At 67.7% G+C, this 17,223-nt stretch carries 19 protein-coding genes and 1 other RNA gene; 4 read left to right on the forward strand and 16 right to left on the reverse strand.

Annotated features, from left to right (window positions below; genetic code table 11):
* Window positions 1-8: 8 nt before the first annotated feature.
* The 12 genes from phnE to BIX52_RS01105 all read right to left on the reverse strand — a co-directional run bounded on the left by phnE (window position 9) and on the right by BIX52_RS01105 (window position 10,496).
* Window positions 9-851: a phosphonate ABC transporter, permease protein PhnE gene (phnE, locus tag BIX52_RS01050; protein WP_083659917.1), complete on the reverse strand. Its 843-nt coding sequence runs from the start codon at window positions 849-851 to the stop codon at window positions 9-11.
* Between the two features lie 127 nt (window positions 852-978).
* Complete coding sequence (gene phnD, locus BIX52_RS01055) at window positions 979-1,977, reverse strand: phosphonate ABC transporter substrate-binding protein (RefSeq protein WP_075219173.1); 999 nt, start codon at window positions 1,975-1,977, stop codon at window positions 979-981.
* Between the two features lie 35 nt (window positions 1,978-2,012).
* The gene (gene phnC, locus BIX52_RS01060; protein WP_075219174.1) at window positions 2,013-2,852 is read right to left on the reverse strand and encodes a phosphonate ABC transporter ATP-binding protein; all 840 of its coding nucleotides are present in this window, start codon (window positions 2,850-2,852) and stop codon (window positions 2,013-2,015) included.
* Between the two features lie 346 nt (window positions 2,853-3,198).
* Window positions 3,199-3,405, reverse strand: coding sequence for a hypothetical protein (locus BIX52_RS01065; protein WP_075219175.1), 207 nt, complete (start codon window positions 3,403-3,405; stop codon window positions 3,199-3,201).
* Window positions 3,406-3,507: 102 nt separating this feature from the next.
* Window positions 3,508-3,960: a secondary thiamine-phosphate synthase enzyme YjbQ gene (locus tag BIX52_RS01070; RefSeq protein ID WP_157956177.1), complete on the reverse strand. Its 453-nt coding sequence runs from the start codon at window positions 3,958-3,960 to the stop codon at window positions 3,508-3,510.
* Entirely contained in the window at window positions 3,957-4,550 is a 594-nt protein-coding gene (locus BIX52_RS23175; protein WP_075219177.1) for a hypothetical protein, read from the reverse strand. Before BIX52_RS23175 ends, BIX52_RS01070 begins: the two co-directional genes overlap by 4 nt.
* Window positions 4,547-6,178 carry a Do family serine endopeptidase gene (locus BIX52_RS01080; RefSeq protein WP_075219178.1) on the reverse strand — a complete coding sequence of 544 codons (1,632 nt, stop codon included), beginning with the start codon at window positions 6,176-6,178 and terminating at the stop codon, window positions 4,547-4,549. Before BIX52_RS01080 ends, BIX52_RS23175 begins: the two co-directional genes overlap by 4 nt.
* 22 nt (window positions 6,179-6,200) lie before the next feature.
* Window positions 6,201-6,389 carry a DUF2065 domain-containing protein gene (locus BIX52_RS01085; RefSeq protein ID WP_075219179.1) on the reverse strand — a complete coding sequence of 63 codons (189 nt, stop codon included), beginning with the start codon at window positions 6,387-6,389 and terminating at the stop codon, window positions 6,201-6,203.
* Window positions 6,386-7,771, reverse strand: a complete 1,386-nt coding sequence (hflC, locus tag BIX52_RS23410) for a protease modulator HflC (RefSeq protein ID WP_075219180.1) — start codon at window positions 7,769-7,771, stop codon at window positions 6,386-6,388. Before hflC ends, BIX52_RS01085 begins: the two co-directional genes overlap by 4 nt.
* Window positions 7,771-8,985, reverse strand: coding sequence for an FtsH protease activity modulator HflK (hflK, locus tag BIX52_RS01095; RefSeq protein ID WP_075219181.1), 1,215 nt, complete (start codon window positions 8,983-8,985; stop codon window positions 7,771-7,773). Before hflK ends, hflC begins: the two co-directional genes overlap by 1 nt.
* A gap of 223 nt (window positions 8,986-9,208) precedes the next feature.
* Window positions 9,209-9,682 (reverse strand): dihydrofolate reductase, encoded by a 474-nt coding sequence (locus BIX52_RS01100; RefSeq protein WP_075219182.1) that lies wholly within the window; start codon window positions 9,680-9,682, stop codon window positions 9,209-9,211.
* Between the two features lie 7 nt (window positions 9,683-9,689).
* Entirely contained in the window at window positions 9,690-10,496 is an 807-nt protein-coding gene (locus BIX52_RS01105) for a thymidylate synthase (protein ID WP_075219183.1), read from the reverse strand.
* 142 nt (window positions 10,497-10,638) lie between these two features.
* Between BIX52_RS01105 and ssrA the strand changes: the two genes are divergently transcribed.
* The 3 genes from ssrA (at window position 10,639) to BIX52_RS01120 (ending at window position 12,411) form a co-directional block, all read left to right on the forward strand.
* Window positions 10,639-11,002: a transfer-messenger RNA gene (gene ssrA, locus BIX52_RS01110) on the forward strand.
* Window positions 11,003-11,383: 381 nt separating this feature from the next.
* A complete protein-coding gene (locus BIX52_RS01115) occupies window positions 11,384-11,944 on the forward strand; it encodes an SspB family protein (protein ID WP_075220070.1) in 561 nt (186 codons plus the stop codon).
* A complete protein-coding gene (locus tag BIX52_RS01120; protein ID WP_075219184.1) occupies window positions 11,944-12,411 on the forward strand; it encodes a methylglyoxal synthase in 468 nt (155 codons plus the stop codon). The genes BIX52_RS01115 and BIX52_RS01120 overlap by 1 nt, the downstream gene beginning before the upstream one ends.
* 353 nt (window positions 12,412-12,764) lie before the next feature.
* Here the strand turns inward: BIX52_RS01120 and BIX52_RS01125 are convergent, their stop codons facing one another.
* From BIX52_RS01125 to BIX52_RS22675, 4 genes are all read right to left on the reverse strand, one after another.
* A complete protein-coding gene (locus tag BIX52_RS01125) occupies window positions 12,765-13,469 on the reverse strand; it encodes an anti-sigma factor (RefSeq protein ID WP_075219185.1) in 705 nt (234 codons plus the stop codon).
* Window positions 13,466-14,017, reverse strand: a complete 552-nt coding sequence (locus BIX52_RS01130) for a sigma-70 family RNA polymerase sigma factor (protein ID WP_208990374.1) — start codon at window positions 14,015-14,017, stop codon at window positions 13,466-13,468. Before BIX52_RS01130 ends, BIX52_RS01125 begins: the two co-directional genes overlap by 4 nt.
* Before the next feature lie 243 nt (window positions 14,018-14,260).
* Window positions 14,261-14,656 (reverse strand): helix-turn-helix domain-containing protein, encoded by a 396-nt coding sequence (locus BIX52_RS01135; protein WP_170126382.1) that lies wholly within the window; start codon window positions 14,654-14,656, stop codon window positions 14,261-14,263.
* Window positions 14,657-14,747: 91 nt separating this feature from the next.
* Complete coding sequence (locus BIX52_RS22675; protein WP_108676376.1) at window positions 14,748-14,975, reverse strand: hypothetical protein; 228 nt, start codon at window positions 14,973-14,975, stop codon at window positions 14,748-14,750.
* 383 nt (window positions 14,976-15,358) lie between these two features.
* On the opposite strand from BIX52_RS22675, the gene BIX52_RS01140 reads away from it, so the two are divergent.
* Window positions 15,359-17,122 (forward strand): AfsR/SARP family transcriptional regulator, encoded by a 1,764-nt coding sequence (locus BIX52_RS01140; protein WP_157956178.1) that lies wholly within the window; start codon window positions 15,359-15,361, stop codon window positions 17,120-17,122.
* The last annotated feature ends 101 nt before the right edge of the window (window positions 17,123-17,223 follow it).

The following is a 17,223-nucleotide window of genomic DNA, read 5'->3' on the forward strand; positions in this document are numbered from 1 at the left end:
CAACCCGCTCAGGTGACGAGGCGGCGCAGGCGCTGGGACAGAAGATCCGTCAGCACCACCGTCGCGATGACGATGATCAGGATCGCCGACGCTTCAGGATAATAGAAGCCGCGGATCGATTCGAAGAGCACCTGGCCGATGCCGCCCGCGCCGATCACCCCCAGCACCGTCGCCGAGCGCACGTTGGATTCGAAGCGGTAGAGCGCATAGCTCAGCCACAGCGGCAGAACCTGCGGGATGACGCCGAAGACCACCTCCTCGATCTTCGTCGCCCCCGTGGCGCGGATGCCCTCCACCGGATGCGGGTCGATCGCCTCCACCGCCTCCGAGAACAGCTTCGCCAGAATGCCCGTGGTGTGGATGAAGAGCGCCATCACCCCCGCGAAGGGGCCGAGACCGACCGCCACCACGAAGAGCACAGCGAAGACGATCTCGTGAATCGCGCGGAAGGCGTCCATCAGGCGGCGCACCGGCTGCCACACCCACCACGGCACCATGTTGTGCGAGCACAGGATGCCGAACGGCACCGCCGCCGCCACCGCCAGAATGGTGCCCCACAACGCGATCTGCACGGTGACGACCATCTCGCGCAGATAATAGTCCCAATCGCGGAAGTTCGGCTCGGTGAACTCCGCCCCATATTGGCGCATGTTGTCGAAGTCGGTGATGAGATAGGTCCAGCGGTCCATCTCCGCCGGGTACCAGCTCCAGGCGAGGAGCGCCGCGAGGCCGATCCAGATCGCCGCGCCGGACAGCGTCTGCCCCCAGTCCCGCTTCAACTGCAACGCGATGTCCGTCCCGCCGTGGCGCAGCGGCGCGCCGCCGCCGGATGCCGATGCCCTATCACTCATCGCCGGTCCCCCTGGCCCCGAAGGGCGTCCATCCATCGCGGTGCGGCGCCCGTGCTTGGGCGCCCCCCGCCAACAAAAAGGCGGCGGGCCCAACCGGCCCGCCGCCCGAGGTCGTCAGTTCCGGGGCTCAGCCCTGGGTCTGCGCGGCGATCTCGTCCTCGAAGGCCTTCTTCTGGGCCTCGAGCTCTTCAACCTTCGCGGCCTTGTCGGCGTCGGACAGGCTGTCGTCGGCCTCGATGCCGGCGATCTCCTTCGACAGCTCCAGAACGCGGATCGGCAGAAGCTGCGCGTCCGACGACTCGCGGAACGGCGCCCAGGCGAGGCCGGCGAGGACCTCCTTCTCGTGCGCCACGTCACCCGTCGAAGCGTCGGTGCCGTAGGTCAGGAAGAAGGTCTTGATCTTCTCCTTCACGTCGGCCGGCAGGTCCTTGCGCCACACGATCGGGTCGGACGGGATCAGCGGCGACTTCCAGATCACCTTGATGTTGGCGAAGGCTTCCGGGTTGCCGGCCTCGATGCGCGCCAGGTTCTCGGTGTTGTTGGTGGCCGCGTCCACCTGGCCGTTCGCCACCGCGAGCGCGTTCGTCTCGTGGTTGGCGTTGCGCACGGTGCGGAAGCAGTCGCGCGGGTCGATGCCGTTGGCGGCGAAGATGAACGTCGTCGGCACCAGGAAGCCGGACGTGGAGTTGGGATCGCCGATGCCGAAGTTCAGCGACTTGTCGCAGGTGAGGAGATCCTCGACCGAGTTCAGCGGCGAGTCCTTGTGCGCCAGGATCAGCGACCAGTAGCCGGGGTTGCCGGACCCGTCGACGGTCTGCACGAACACTTCACCCTCGGCCCGGTCGACCGCTTCCATGGCCGACTTGTTGCCGTACCAGGCCACCTGCACCTTGTTGAAGCGCATGCCCTCGATGACGCCGGCATAGTCCGACGCGAAGAAGGCGTTGACCTCCAGGCCGGTCGCGGCCTGCATGTCCTCGAGGAAGGGCTCCCACTGGGCGCGCAGGTTCTGCTGCGACTCGGTGGAAATGATACCGAAATTGATCTCGGTGACCTCCTGCGCCACGGCCGGGGCCGCGACGGCGAGGGCGAGCGCGGCCGCGCCGACCGTCTTAACGATGTTCATCGTGCTTCTCCTGATGGGGAATTTTTTGGGGCGGATCAGGCCGTCGCCAGGGACGGGCCGGCGATGATCCCTTCGCGGACGGGGGCCGGGCGGAGCGGCGCATCGGGCAGCACCAGCTCCTCGGAGGCCTCGCCGTAAAGCTCTCTCAGAAAGTCGTTCGTCAGCGCCGCCGAGGGGCCGTCATAGGCCACCATCCCGTCGCGCAGCGCGATGGTGCGCGGGCAGTAGCGGCGCGCATATTCCACCTGATGCAGCGATACGACGATGGTGATCCCCTCGTCGCGGTTGATGGCGGCGAGGGTCTCCATCACCTTCTTGGCGGACGCCGGGTCCAGCGAGGCGATCGGCTCGTCGGCCAGGATCACCTGCGCGTTCTGGACGAGGGCGCGCGCGATGGCCGCGCGCTGCTGCTGACCGCCCGACAGCGTGGAGGCCCGGCGGCGCGCCGTATGGGCGATCCCCACCCGGTCGAGAGCGGTCAACGCCTTCATCTTCTCCTCGCGGGTGAAGAGGGCGAACGTGCCGCGCAGAGCCGGGATCTGACCGAGGAAGCCCACCAGCACGTTGGTCAGCACCGAAAGGCGGCTGACGAGGTTGAACTGCTGGAAGATCACGCCGACGCCGCCGCGGATCGTCTTGGCCTGCGGCGAGAGGCGGCCGTTCTCCTGCATCACCACGCCGCCGATGCGCACCGAACCGCCCGTACGGTCGCCGGAGACGAGGCCGGAAATGGTGCGGATGAGGGTCGATTTTCCCGAACCGGAGGCGCCGATGAGCGCCACCATCTCGCCGGTCCCCACGTGGACCGACACGCCCTTCAGCGCCGCCTGGCCGCCGAAGGTCTTGGTGATCTGTTCAACGTGAATGTCCGACATGGGGCCCTCATGTGACTGAAGACGCCATAGCGGGTGGATTTAACGGGTTTGCGTAGGTGCGGTGACGGTTCCGTGACAGTCGAACGGATTGCCACGCCGGTCGAAATTCGCCCCCCACCCGCGGCCGGCGGCACGATCGGCCCCAGTCGTCACCCTTTGCAGCAGATTTTGGCGCCGCTGCCGGCGTTGCGAGCGCGCATGGTGCACATCGCGGCGGGTGGGTGCGCATCGCGGTGGGTGGGTGCGCGCCAATGCCGCAGAAGCATTGTGCAGACTGCTCAGCCTCGCGCGCCCGCGGCACGGCAGAGGCCGGTGACGCCGGCCACGGCAGCGCCTCGCGCGGCGGTTAGACGTGCCGTCGGACGGCTTCGTTCAAGAGCTGAAGGACGGTGGCGACGCCGGCGAGGCCGCTCGTCGCGATCTTGTATTCGATGGCCGCCTGCAGCTCGCTGTCGATCTCGGCTGCGGCCGCCGCCGGGTCGTAGGTGGCATCGAAGTCGCTTGCCGGGTCGTGGTTATCGCCCTGATGGAAGGGCGGCTTTTGCCTCAACATCTACAAGACCCCTAGAGTCGAACGCCGAACTCTGCGCGACGCTATCAACGCCGAAGCGTGCATGGCAACCTTGAATACAAACAAAGTTAAACCAATAGTTGCTTAGCGACCAATAAAGGTGAGGTCAATGCGGCGATTGCGGCCATTGTCGAGATGCTCGACCAGGTAGAGCGCCTGCCAGGTGCCGAGGCGCAATGCACCGCCGGCCACCGGCAGCGTCACCGTCGCGCCGGTCAACAGCGCCTTAATATGACCGGGCATGTCGTCCGGCCCTTCGGTATCGTGGCGGTAGGCGGCGCCCCGCGGGGCGAGCCGTTCGAGAGCGTGAAGGAGGTCGAACCGCACGTCCGGGTCGGCGTTTTCCTGCACGGTCAGCGAAGCGGTGGTGTGCGACACAATGGCACTGACGACACCGTCCATCAGGCGGTTTTCGCGCACGAAGGCACCAAGGGCGCCGGTCACGTCGGTGAAGCCGGGGCCGCGGGTCGCAACGTCGATGCGGCCGTGGACGATGCGTTCCACCTGCGCCTCGCCGATCGTCGTATGCGAGATCAACGCGGCTCCGATGCCAGGCTGTCCACGAGGGCGCGGAACTGGCGCAGCGCGTAGCCCGTCACTTCGACCGCCTGGTCGATGTCGCGCAGGATCTCGTCGGTCGGGACCGCGGCCGGCCGAGGCGCGTCGCCGGTCGATGCACCCTCCTCCGATTTGCCGCTTTCGGGCGCGAGAGGCTCGGCGCCCGCGGTGCCGATGCGTGCGTTGCCGGCCGGGGGCGGGCCCGGCGCTGCCGCAGTGTCTTCGCCGCCGTTGGCGATCCGCTTGATCCGCGCAAGGCGCCGCTCCAGCACCTCGACGCGGGCCTTGAGGCGCCGGTTTTCAGCCGCGAGACCTGCGGCGGGCGCGTCAGGAGCCTCCGCCGGCACGAGAGTCTCACACGACCAGCCCTCATCGCCCGGCTGACACGACGCGATGGCGCCCGTCTCGCGATCGAGCCGCAAGATGTTGGGGCCGGACGGTTCGATCTGGAACCGTCCCTGCTGGGCTTCGGCCGCGACGCTCCCGACCATCACGGCCAGCGCGAACGACGCCGGTGCGGCGATGAGCCTGAGCGCAGCCCGCGAGCGGTGCCGCGCCGTTCGGCTCACTCCTCGATCCTGAGGGCGGTGAAGCGCAGCGCGCCGCTCGCACTCGAAAGCGTCAGGAGAGCCGTGTTGCGGTTCCTCTCCTTCAGCGCCGCGATCTGCTCGGCGACCTCTTGGGGCGAGGTCACCGCCTTCTGGCCGACCTCGATGATCACGTCGCCGGCGCTGATGCGCTTGTCCGCCGCGCCGCTGCCGTCCTCGATGTCGACCACCACGACGCCGGTCACATCGTCCTTGATGCTGTAGGCGGCGCGCAGCTCGTCCGTCATCGTGGCGAGCCCCATGCCGAGAAGCGTCACCTTGTCGAGGGTCGCAGGATCGGCGGGCGCCGGTGTTTCCTCCGGGGCGGCGGGCTCCTCGGCCGCCACCTCCTCGGGGGCGGCGCGCGCCTCGTCCTCGGCGAGAAGACCGATTTCGACCGGAAGGCTCACATCCTCGCCGTCGCGCCGCACCACCACGTCCACGGTGGCGCCGACCTCGCTCTGGGCGACGATCAGCGGCAGTTGGCGCATCTCGTTGATGTCGCTGCCGTTGAAGCTGAGGACGACGTCGCCGGTCTGCAGTCCCGCGGCTTCGGCCGGTCCGCCTTCGGTCACGCCGGCCACGAAGGCCCCGCGCGCCCTGTCGAGGCCGAGACTTTCGGCAAGCTCGGCGTCCACCGTCTGCAGCCGCACGCCGAGCCAGCCGCGGCGCGTCTCGCCATAGTCGCGCAATTGGCCGATGACGGCGGTGGCGATCTCCGCCGGGATGGCGAAGCCGATGCCGACCGACCCGCCAGAGCGCGAGATGATCGCCGTGTTGATGCCGACGACGTCACCGTTCATGTCGAACAGGGGGCCGCCGGAATTGCCCTGGTTGATGGCCGCGTCGGTCTGAATGAAATTGTCGTAGGGGCCGGAGCGCAGGTTGCGGTTGCGCGCCGACACGATGCCGATCGTCACCGTACCGCCGAGGCCGAACGGATTGCCGATCGCCATCACCCAGTCGCCGACGCGGAGCTCTTCGGTGTTGGCGAAGGCGAGCGGGGCCAGCGGCTCTTCCGGCTCCACCTTCAGGACGGCGATGTCGGTCTTGGGGTCGCGGCCGACGATGACCGCGTCAAGCACGGTGCCGTCGGCGAAGTTCACCACCACCGCCTCGGCGTCCTTGATGACGTGGTTGTTGGTGACGACGAAACCGTCCGCCGAGATGACGAAGCCGGAGCCGGTCGACTGCGCCCGGCGCCGCTGAGGCGGCCCATTTTCGCCGAAGAAGTCCTCGAAGAAGTCGCGGTAGGGTTCTTCGGCGTCGTCGTCGCCCTCCCCCTCGGCGCCCGGCATCGGGGTGGACCGCTCGGCCTCGACGCGCTCGGTGGTCGACACGTTCACCACCGAGCCCATGACGTGCTCGGCGAGATCGGCGACGGAGCGGGGGCCGCCGGTGAAGACGTCGGGCACCTCGATCGCCCCCTCGGGAGGGGTCATCGCGGCGTCCGGATCGGCGGGGACGGGCTGGAGCGGCGCCGGCTGGACCGGCTGGAGGGGGGCGGCGGCGTCCTGTGCGAACGCCGGGCCCGCCGGGAAGGTCAGCGCAGAGCCGGCCAGAGCCGCGCCGGTGACGGCGGCGCAGACGTGACGAATGATCAGCTTCATCGAACTCCTCCCAGCACCGCCCTCAAGCGGCCCTTACGATCCAAACCAAGAGAACGCCGACGACCGCCGCGGCGAGCCCGGCCATGCGCAAGACATCATCCGGGGTCGTCATCATTCTGGACATCATGTCCCGCATCGCGCCTGGAGCGAGCGCATAGAGCGCCCCCTCCAATACTAGCACGAGGCCGAGGGCCGAGACGAGATCACTCACTCTTGAGTTGTGGATTCGTCCGCGGTGCCCGGCGCCTCGGCATCGGCCGCCTCGTCCTCTGCCGCGGGCGCGTCGACCGCCGGCGCAGGAGCGGTGTCAGTCGCCGCCTCGGTGGCCGCCTCGTCCTCGGGGGCGGACATCGCAGGGATGTCCTCCTGCGGGATCGGCGCGGGGGCCGTACCGCCGAGGTCGATGGCCGGAGCCGCGGTGGCCGTCGCCGGAGCGGCGGTGCTCGTCGCCGGCGCGGCGGTGTCAGAGGTCGCCGCGTCGGCGGTGTCGCCGCCCGCGGTGTCGCTGGCGAGACCCTCGACCTCCAGCGGAGGAACGACCACGGGCGCCACCGGAGTGACGGCGCCGGCCAGATCCTCGATCTCGCGGCGCACCTCGCTCGGGTCCGCCCCGGACGGCGGCGTCGACAGGAAGGAGGACCGAGCCTCGCCTCCGCTCTCACCACCGCCGGTGCCCGTACCGGCCTCGCCCGTCACGCCCTCGCCGGTTGCCGGGGCCGCCCGGCGCACGGCGCCGCGCGGGTCGCCGAAGTAGCGGAAGAAGTCCGAATCCGGCGACAGGACGAGGCGCGTGTCCTGCGAGCGCAGGCCCTGCTCATAGGCCTGCATCGACCGGTAGAAGTCGAAGAAGCCCGGATCGAGCATGTAGGCGGCGGCGAAGATGGCGCTCTTGCGTGCGTCGCCCTCGCCTCGGATCTGCTCGGACTGGCGCCGCGCTTCGGCGCGCAACACCGTCGCCGTGCGGTCGGCCGCCGCCTCGATGCGGCGGGCCGCCTCGGCACCCTGGGCGCGGATTTCACGCGCTTCCTGCTCACGCTCGGTCTGCATCCGGCGGAAAATGGCCGCGGAGTTCGCCTCCGGCAGATCGGCGCGGCGGATCTTCACGTCCACCACCTCGACGCCGATCGCCTGCGCACGCGCGGCCACGTCGTCGGAGATGCGTTGCATCAGCTCCGGCCGGTTGTCGCGCACGATGGCGGTGAAGGTCGCATCGGCCAGCACCGCACGCAGCGAGGCCTGAACGAACGTGTTGAGACGTTGCGCACCTTCCGCGACGTTGTTCACCGTCTGGTAGAACTCGACCGGGTTGCGGATGCGGTAGCGCATGAAGGCATCGACCACGAGACGCTTCTGGTCGGCGGCGATGATTTCCTGCGCCGGAACGTTGAGGTCGAGGATCCGGCGGTCGAGGATCAGAACGTCCTGAATGAACGGGATCTTCACGTTGAGACCCGGCTCACGCACGGTGTTCTTCACCTGACCGAATTGCAGCACCAGCGCCTGCTGCATCGGGTTGATGATGAAGAGCGAATTCAGCGCCGCGAACACCGCCGCGACGACGATGACGATCAGCGCGATGAGACCGGCGCGCATCAGCGGTTCCCCCCGGTGTTCGCGGCCTGTCCGGCGCGGTCGACGCGGTCGAGCGGCAGGTAGGGGACGATGCCCTGCCCGGCGCTGGAATCGATGATGATCTTGTCGGTTTCGGAGAACACGCGCTCCAACGTCTCCAGATAGATGCGCTGCCGGGTCACGTCCGGCGCTTTGGCATATTCTTCATAGACCGAGAGGAAGCGGTCGGCCTGACCGGTCGCCTCGGCGATGACCTGATCGCGATAGGCCTGCGACTGCTCGACGATCCGCGCCGCCTCGCCTCGCGCTTCGGGCACGATTTCGTTGGCGTAGGCTTCCGCCTGGTTCTGCGCCGTTTCCTGGTCGGCGCGCGCCGCCTGCACGTCGCGGAAGGCGTCGATGACCTGCTCGGGCGGGTCCACCTTCTGCATCTGCACCTGGGTGATGGTGATGCCGGCGTCGTAGTGGTTCAGGGTCTGCTGCATCAGCTCTTGAACGGCGAGCTGAATCTGCTGGCGCTCCTGGGTCAGGATCGGCTGGATGTTGCGCCGCCCGACCACCTCGCGCATCGCGCTCTCGGCGACCTGCTTCACCGTGCCTTCGGGATCCTCGATGTTGAAGAGGAAGTCGGCCGGATTGTCGCGGTCCACCTGCCACTGCACGCGGAAATCGATGTCGACGATGTTTTCGTCGCCGGTCAGCATCAGGCTTTCGGCCGGCACGTCGACCGCCGAGCCGCGCCCGTTGCCGCGGGTGCCGATCACCAGTTCGCGGATGCGCAGCACGTCGGGCGTGTACACCTCGCCGAAGGGATAGGGCACATTATAGTTGAGGCCGGGCAGCGTGTTGCCCACGTGGCGGCCGAGGATCAGCTCCACACCGACCTCGCCCGGACGCACGGTATAGACGCCCGTGAGGCCGTAGATCACCGCGACGGCGATGGCTGCGAGGGCGACGCCGCGCGCACCGATGCCGCCGAGAGAAGGCCCGCCCGAGCCGCCGCCGCCACCGGGGCCACCGCCGCCATTGCGCCGGTTCGGGAAGACGCGCTTCAGACGGTCCTGGCTGCGGCGAAGCAGCTCCTCGAGGTCGGGCGGGTTCTGCGGGTCATTGCCGCCGCCGCGCTGCGGGCCGTTGCCCCAGGGTCCCTGCCGGTTCGGCCCATTTCCCCATGGCCCGTCACCGCCCCCCCAAGGTCCGCCGCCCTTGCCGCCCGACTGGTTGTTCCAGGGCATTCTTGCTCCCTTTGACGCCTAAGCCTTTGATGCCGGTCGCACAGCCCCGGACACCCATGTTCATGCCTTCACATAAACATGCTGCCCCTCGCCGCAAACGCGGCGAAACGCGCGCCCAGCGTGTGCCGTTATAGGCTGACGAAGCGCCGGCCCGCAATCAAGGCGATCATCCCGCCCTCACGTATCCGCGCTCAGGCCGCACGGCGCCGCGCGACATGATCGCTCACCCGGCGCGGCGCCAGGTCTCGAAGGTGAAGCCGTAGTCGTCGCGCGGGGTCCGCTCTCCGGGGCGCTCCTCCACCAGCCGGAACCGGGCCGGGTCGATGGCGGGAAACACCGTGTCCCCGTCCGGCGCGCCGTCGACGCGGGTGATGTGGATGGTGTCGGCGTGGTCCATCCCCTCGGCGTAGATGGCGTGGCCGCCGATCAGCGCCACAGGCCCTTCGGCGAGCGCCAGAGCGGCCGGCAGCGTCGGCACCGTCTCCACCCCGTCGATGGTGCTGCGGGTGACGACGATGTTGCGCCGATTGGGCAGCGGCCTGCCCACCTCCTCGAAGGTGCGGCGGCCCATGATCACCGTCTTCCCCGTCGTCAACGCTTTGAAATGCTTGAGGTCGGAGGGGATCCGCCACGGCAGGTCCCCGTCCTTGCCGATGACGCCGTTCTTCGCCACCGCCGCCACCATGATGATGCTCATCCGCGCCTCAGACCGCGACGGGCGCCTTGATCGCCGGGTGCGGATCATAGCCGGTGACGCGAATGTGTTCGGCCTCGATCGCGAAGAGGTCCCGCGGCGCGCCGGAGAGGTCGAGTACCGGAAGCGGCCGCGGCTCGCGGGCGAGCTGCGCCTCCACCTGCTCCATGTGGTTGAGGTAGATGTGCGCGTCGCCCAGCGTATGGACGAGGTCGCCCGGAACGAGCCCCGTCGCATGCGCGACCATATGCGTCAGGATCGCGTAGGACGCGATGTTGAAGGGTACCCCGAGGAACACATCCGCCGAGCGCTGATAGACCTGGCACGACAGCCGCCCCGGCCCGTCCGGCTGCGGCGCGACGTGGAACTGGAAGAGAAGATGACAGGGCGGCAGCGCCATCTCGTCGAGCTGGCCGACGTTCCAGGCGGAGACGATGTGCCGGCGCGAAGCCGGATTGGTGCGGATTTCCTCCACCACGCGGGCGAGCTGGTCGACCGGGCCGCGCGCCGTCGGCCAGGCGCGCCACTGGCGGCCATAGACCGGGCCGAGCTCCCCGTCCGCGTCCGCCCACTCGTCCCAGATCGTCGCACCCCGGGCGCGGAGCTGGTTGGCGTTGGTCTCCCCGGCGACGAACCACAGAAGCTCGGCGATCACCGACTTCAGGTGGACCCGCTTCGTGGTGACGAGGGGGAAGCCCTTCGCCAGATCATAGCGCGTCTGATGGCCGAACACGGACAGCGTGCCGACGCCGGTCCGGTCCGCCTGGCGCACGCCCTCGGCGAGGATGCGGCGCAAGAGATCGTGATAGCTCTGCACGGGGGAACTCCGCTTCTGGACTGCCTCCCCATCAGCCACCCGCGGCACCGCCTTTCAAGGGCGGAAGGGGATGCTTTGCCCGATGTCCCCACGCGGCGGCGCTCAGGCCGGGCTGTGGTGAAGCCGATCCTTTCGCACCGCCCCTCTTCTCCTGGCGGCCATCCTCTCCTATATTCCGTCCTGCCAGCGACGGTTGGCTATGGCGATAAACGAGTTACGGAATAAGCCTTTCGGACCCGGGGGCGGTACCCGGCGCCTCCACCCAAGCGGCCCTCGCCTTCTCGGCGGCGGCCTCTTCGGCGGGGGCGAAATAGGATCGACGAGGGTGTAAAGGTATCTTTTTCGCTCGGCATGGTTCCGCCGATATCGGGCCACCTTTGTAGTTGCGAATGACAACTATGCCGAGGCCCGTCTGGCTGCGTAAGCGGTCCGACACCTCATCTTAAGTCCTCCTACCGCAAGTAGGAGGCGGGGTCGGGAGGCACCTGGCAACAGAAGCCCCCACTTTCCCTCCCATCACCCGCTCATTGCCGTGCGAGACATCCAGCGCGAGCGATATGGTGCGCCGGTCGTTTCGGCTGGGTCCAGTCACCGCGTCCGCCGTCCGCCGTCGCAGGGGATGCCGGCGCGCGGCACGCTAAAACCGGCCGTCTACCCCGTCTCGTCCCGACATGGTAATAAGATCGGCCGAACGCCGCCCGCACCTTGCGCTGTGCCCCCGCCGTGCATCACAGCAGGAGTGCGGGGCGAGCAGTGGCTGTGCCCGAGCTGAGGGTCCCTGCGGAGAATCGCGGAAAATCAGCGCGGGACCCGATCGAGCGCGCCATTCGCCTGTTGGATTGCGCCAGTCCGTGCGCTACCTGTTGCCCATCGAAGGAGGCGTGGTCGTGGCTGACGATCTCATCCGGTATGACGTTCTGGTGCAGGATGCCCTGCGCGGGGTGGTGCGCAAAGTGATGCGGGAGGTGGCCGAAGGCGGCCTTCCCGGTGATCATCACTTCTATATCGCGTTCGACACCACCGCGCCCGGCGTGCGCATGTCCTCGCGCCTGCGCCAGCAGCATCCCGAAGAAATGACCGTCGTCCTGCAGCACCAGTTCTGGGACCTCGCCGTCTCCGAACACGGGTTCGAGGTCGGCCTCTCCTTCGGCGGTGTGCCGGAGCGCCTGCTCGTGCCCTTCGCCGCCGTCAAAGGCTTCTTCGACCCGTCGGTTCAGTTCGGCCTGCAGTTCGACCCGGCGACGGCCAGCCAGCCGGCCGCGGACGGACCGGCCGCCCCTGCCGCGGCGCCTCCGGCCGGCGTCAGCCCGCTCCCCAAAGCCGGTGTGCCCGCCCCGAGCCCGTCTGGCGAGAAGCCGAGCACTCCGCCCTCGGAAGGCGCCGCAGAGGACAAGCCGAAAGAGGGCGCCGAAGTCGTCTCTCTCGACGCGTTCCGAAAGAAACCCTGATGGACGCGCGCAAGCGGATCGCCCTCACCGCGCACGACGCGGTGAAGCCCGCTCTGGTGGCCTGGGCCTTCGCCAACGAAGCCGCCCTCGCCGCCCACCATCTGACCGCCACCGGCAACACCGGCCAGCTCCTGATGCGCGAGACCGGGCTCAGCCTGGACCTCGTGCGGTCCTGCGCCCTCGGCGGCGACATGGAACTCGGCGCGATGATCGCCGAAGGCGCGATCGACATCCTCATCTTCTTCACCGACCCCGTCAGTCGCCAGCCGCACGACGTCGACCCCGCGCCGCTGTGGCGGGTGGCCACGCTGTCGCAGACCGCTGTCGCCATCAACGAGGCGAGCGCGGATTTCCTCATCCGCTCCGAATTGATGGGTCGCCACTATCCGCGCCCGCACGGCCAAACCGCCCTGCCCTCGTCCCGCAAGCGGCTCGGCGCCCAGGCCGACATTCCCGAACTGAGCTAGACGCGAGCCGTCCGAGCAGCGTCATCGTCCTCCCGGGCATCGTCCGGGACGCTCTGCCGCGCGCGGGGGATCGATATATTCGAGCACGAAATAATTTGGATTTAGGCAGCAACGGCAACGTGAAAAGTATAAATCACTGAAGTGCGACTGTGATATTTCAATATACGACCGCACCATGACGCTAATGAACATTCGTTCATAAGATAATCGGCGATCACGGATTTGTGAGCACGCCGGAAATTTCGCGTTCGCAGCGGAAATGCGGCGCCTTGATGGGCCGACACCTCCGCCAGACCGGCAAAGTCGTGCACCATCGTGCGCCGCAGCGGCGCTTGGTTGCGTGTCGTGAGGCGTCAGATGCGCGTCAGAGCGCCTGAACCGAGGCGCGCCCCAGTCGGCTGACCACTCGGCGAACCGCCCTCGGGCTCCGACGTGACGACGAATTCGGTGCTGGAATCGATCAGCCTGACCGCATCGGCCGGAACGCTGATCTGCGACCGGCCGTCCGGCGCGAGGAGGCCGAGCGAAACCGGACTTCCACTCGCCGGAACAAGCCACAGCTCCGCCGCGCGCTGGGCGATTTCGGGCGGAACGGGCTCGGCGACGAGGCGGCCGTCGTCGCTCAGCCGGGCGAGAGCGATGGTGCCGTCGAGCCGCACGATCGTGGCGATCCAGTCCTCGGCGCCGGCCGGCCCCCCGATCCCAGCGAGATCCGGGCGCACCACCACCGCGACCAGGCAGGCCGCCGCCACGCCGAACAGGGCCATGACGGCGATCGCCGTATCGCGCCAGAACACGGCCGCGCGGCGCATCTTGCGCAAGGCGGCGTCGTCGGCCCCGAACAGGCGCGCCGTGATGGCGCGCCAGACCCGCGCCGGCGCCTTTCGCGGACGCAAAGCCCCAGCGAGCGGGCGGAATGTCTCCTCCCAGTGCCACACCACGCCGGCCAATTCAGGATCGTCGATCAGCGCCACCTCGAAGCGCCGCCGGTCGGCCGCGTCCTCCAGTCCCAGCGCATATTCCCCGGCGTCGACCCGGTCGCTGTCACTGATGCTCATAACGAGAGGCACTCCCTCAACTGCGCCAGCGCTCGGCGCATCCGGCTCTTGATAGTGCCTAGGGGGGTCCCGTCGCGCTCGGCCAGCGCCCGATAGGTCACGCCGCCAAAATAGGCGATGCGGATCAAGCGGCCGTCGCCCTCGCCGAGGTCGTCGATGCAGGTGACGAGGCGCTTGGCCTCGGCCGACGCCATCGCCTTCTGGTCCGGCCGCATCGCCGTATCCGCCACCATTTCCGCTGCCTCCAAGGCTGCCAGCGGCGCCCTACGCGCCCGCAGCCGGTCGATACAATGGTTGCGCGTGATGGCGATCATCCACGTCGTCGCCTTCGCGCGGGAGGCCGCATAACGCTCCGCATAACGCCAGATCTTGACGTAGGCGTCCTGCATCGCGTCTTCCGCCTCGGCCTTGTCCTGGAGGATACGCAGGCAGAGCGCGAAAAGTTTGGCGTTGGTTCTTTGATAGAGGAGATCGAAGGCCCGGCGGTCGCCCAGGGCGGTCTTGTTCAACAGCTCGTCGATGCTGGCATCGTCCATGCTGGAAATCATGCCGGAGGCGTCCTTTATCCCCGCTGCGGCCGACCGTTTGCAGCATGCCGCCACGTCCCCGAAGGACGGGCGGGCGAACCGGACGAGACCGTTTTGGCGGCAACTCTCGTCCAGGGTTCGCGGGGCTTCTACGGCAACGCGTTAAACCTCAAGGCGCTAGCCATAGCGGTGAAGTGGCGCGGAAACAATCGCAGTACCGCGCCACTTGCGTCCTTCTCCAGCGGGCCGGGCATCGTCGCCCGGTCAGGCCGGCACCGGCCGGCGGGAGCCGACGAGGAGTTCGATCACGAGCGCTTGATCGCGCGCGGTGGCATGGCGGTAGAGGTCCGCGATGGCGCCAGGATGAGCCCGCCACTCCGGGATCGTATGGCTTTCACATTCCGGCCGGCGTTCGTCGCGCACCAGTTCGGCGAGCGAGGTGCCGAGGGCATCGGCCACGGCCTTCAGCCGGACGATGGAGATGTTCCCCTTGCCATGCTCGAGCTGGGCCAGGAAGCGTTCCGACACACCGCTGCGTTCGGACAGAACGCGCCGCGAAATCCGGCACTTGTTGCGGGTGAGTTTGACCCGTGCACCGACATTCGCGAGGAACATGTCGCGGTGCCCGGACTCTTCGACGTCGAAGAGTGTATCGTTCAAGATCGTCTCAATCATTCCGTCCCCACTGTTCTATTATTAATGGGAGAATTGAGTATGGAACTGCATCCGAAGGCGGTGACAGTTCAGCGACTTAGGATGCAATTTTGGGCTCTGCCACCATGTCGAGGCACCAGCGGTTGGCCTCGTCGGGCGTCAGCTCCAGTGCAAGGAGCGCGGCCGCAAGAAGTTGTGCGCAGATCACTTCTCCGCCACCTTCAGCCTCTGCGCGGGCATATTCGATGAGGCGGCTGAGAACCTCGCGATCATTGATCAGACTCGCTCGGTTGTAATTGTCCTGAACGTGAAAACAACCTGACATTTAATCACCCCTATTGGCGTCAACTCCACGTGACACTCTAAACATAATATGTCATCGTGATTTCATCGTGAAACGGCCCGATTTGGGTTCCATCCTTTTCGCCCTCTGGTACCCGTGTTCACTTTTCGGCAAATGGGTTCCCGTCGATCGTCGGCATACAAATGACAAGTGACGCTTTGTTGCAGATCCAACTACTTGGCAGCCCCGCCATCACGCGCGACGGTACGCCGATTGAATTTCCGAGCCGCAAGTCCGCCGCTCTTTGTCTTTACTTGATCGCCAATGCCGGCCGGCACATCGAACGCGGCCACCTGGCAGCCTTGCTTTGGGGCGATCATGACGCGGAAGCGGCACGCGGTTCGCTGCGCAAATGCCTGTCGTTGTTGCGCGCCAACGATCAGACCGCCTCGCTGATCGGGTCGGACCGCGGTCACGCCTGGTTCGCCGGCGATCCGACGCGGACCGATCTCGCGACCTTCAATCGCTGCCTCGGCGCCGGCACCGAACGCGCCTACCGCGAGGCCAGCCGCCTGTGGCGCGGGCTCCCGCTGGCGGACTTCGAGCTCGGCGAGGCCCTGTTCGACGATTGGACCGCCCGGTTCCGCAGCGACACCGTCGGCGTCACCCACAAGTGCCTCGCCAAACGGCTGGATTCCATGCCCGAGGAACGGGCGCCGATCAGCCTGCAGATCGCAGCGTGCGAACTCCTCATCACCGTCGAGCCTTCGGACTCGGAAGCGAACGAAAGGCTCCTGCGCCTCCTCCTGAAGGATGGACAAAAAGCCGCAGCCGCACGCCAGTTCCGTGTCTACGTGAATGCGCTGAAGGAACTCGACCTGGACCCGCCGGCCGAGCTCGTGGAGGAGTTCCGCGGCGCCCTCGGCGGACCTGAGGTGGACGAGAGCCTTCCGCTGGCACGTGCCCCGAACGCGCCCCAGCGGGACCGGCCGAGCGTTGCCCTCGTGCGCGCCCGCCCGTCACAAAACGTCATGCCCGACCTTCTGAGCTATGCCCACTCGGAGGTCATCCACCAGCTCACGCGCTTCCGCTCCATGCGCTGCTTCGAGCGGGACGACCACGATCGAGGCGGCCAGGACACCGGCCTCATCGCGCGGATCGGCTTCACCGACGCGCTCGACCACGACTACCGCCTCCTGCTGTGGGACGAGCCGCGCGCCCGCTCCATCTATCTCAGGTGCGTCAACACGCGGCGCCAGGACACCGTGTCCTCCACCCGCATCGGCTATGACCGGCTGGAAGACCGCGCGTCGGCCGAGGCGATCATCGCCACCGCCATCAACAGCCTCGAACAGGACATCATCACCGACGACCGGCCGCGCCTCTCGGGCTCACCGTTCGAGCGCTGGCTGGAGGCCTACCAGCTCCTCACCCAATGGAGCGAAGCCTCGGCCCGCCAGGCCATGCCGATCCTGGAGGACCTCGCCCTCGACCCGCAGGGCAAGCGCCTCAGCCTGGTCCACTCGTCGATCAGCTCGCTCCTGATGATCCGCCGGCTGATGATCCCCACCTCCGCGGCGATGGCGAAGGCCGATCAGGAGCGCGCCCAGGCGACCGCTCTCAAGGCGGTCTCGATCGACGCGCTGGAGCCGTTCAACCACATCATCCTCGGCTGGACGCGGATGCAGGCCAACGAGCATGACACCGCGCTCCTTTCCTTCGACGATGCGATGGCGCTGAACCCTTATTCGGCGTCCACCGTGGTCGCCGCGGCGGAGGCCTATGCCTATGCCGGCAACGCCGCCATGGCCTCGAAGCTCGCGGACAAGGCGGCCTCGCTGACCGGGCGCTTCATACCGCCTTATTATTACACCTACTTCGCCAACATCGCTTATCTCAGCGGCGACCTCGACCGCTGCATCGAGCATCTGCGTCGCGCGCCGGAAAGCATCCACACGGCCACACTTCTCGTCGCCGCCCATGCCGAGCGCGAGGACATGAAGGCGGCCGCCGCCGCGCGCGTCCGGTTCGAGCGCGAATTGCGCCGGGCCGAGCCCTACGCCCAGTCCGACGGCAGCACCGTCTCCAAGTGGCTTGTGTCCACGAACATGCACCGCGACCCCTCGGTCAGGCAGAGAATGTTCGGCTCGCTGGAGCGGGCGGGGATGCCGGTCGCCGCCGCGCGCTGAGGGACGGCGCCCGGATCGCATCGGGCACCGTCCGCCGCGGCATCTCCCGCCGCGGCATCATCAAATCAGCGGCACCGCCAGATCAGCGTCATCAGATCAGC

The organism is Acuticoccus yangtzensis (assembly GCF_001927245.1).
GTDB classification, from domain to species: Bacteria; Pseudomonadota; Alphaproteobacteria; order Rhizobiales; family Amorphaceae; genus Acuticoccus; species Acuticoccus yangtzensis.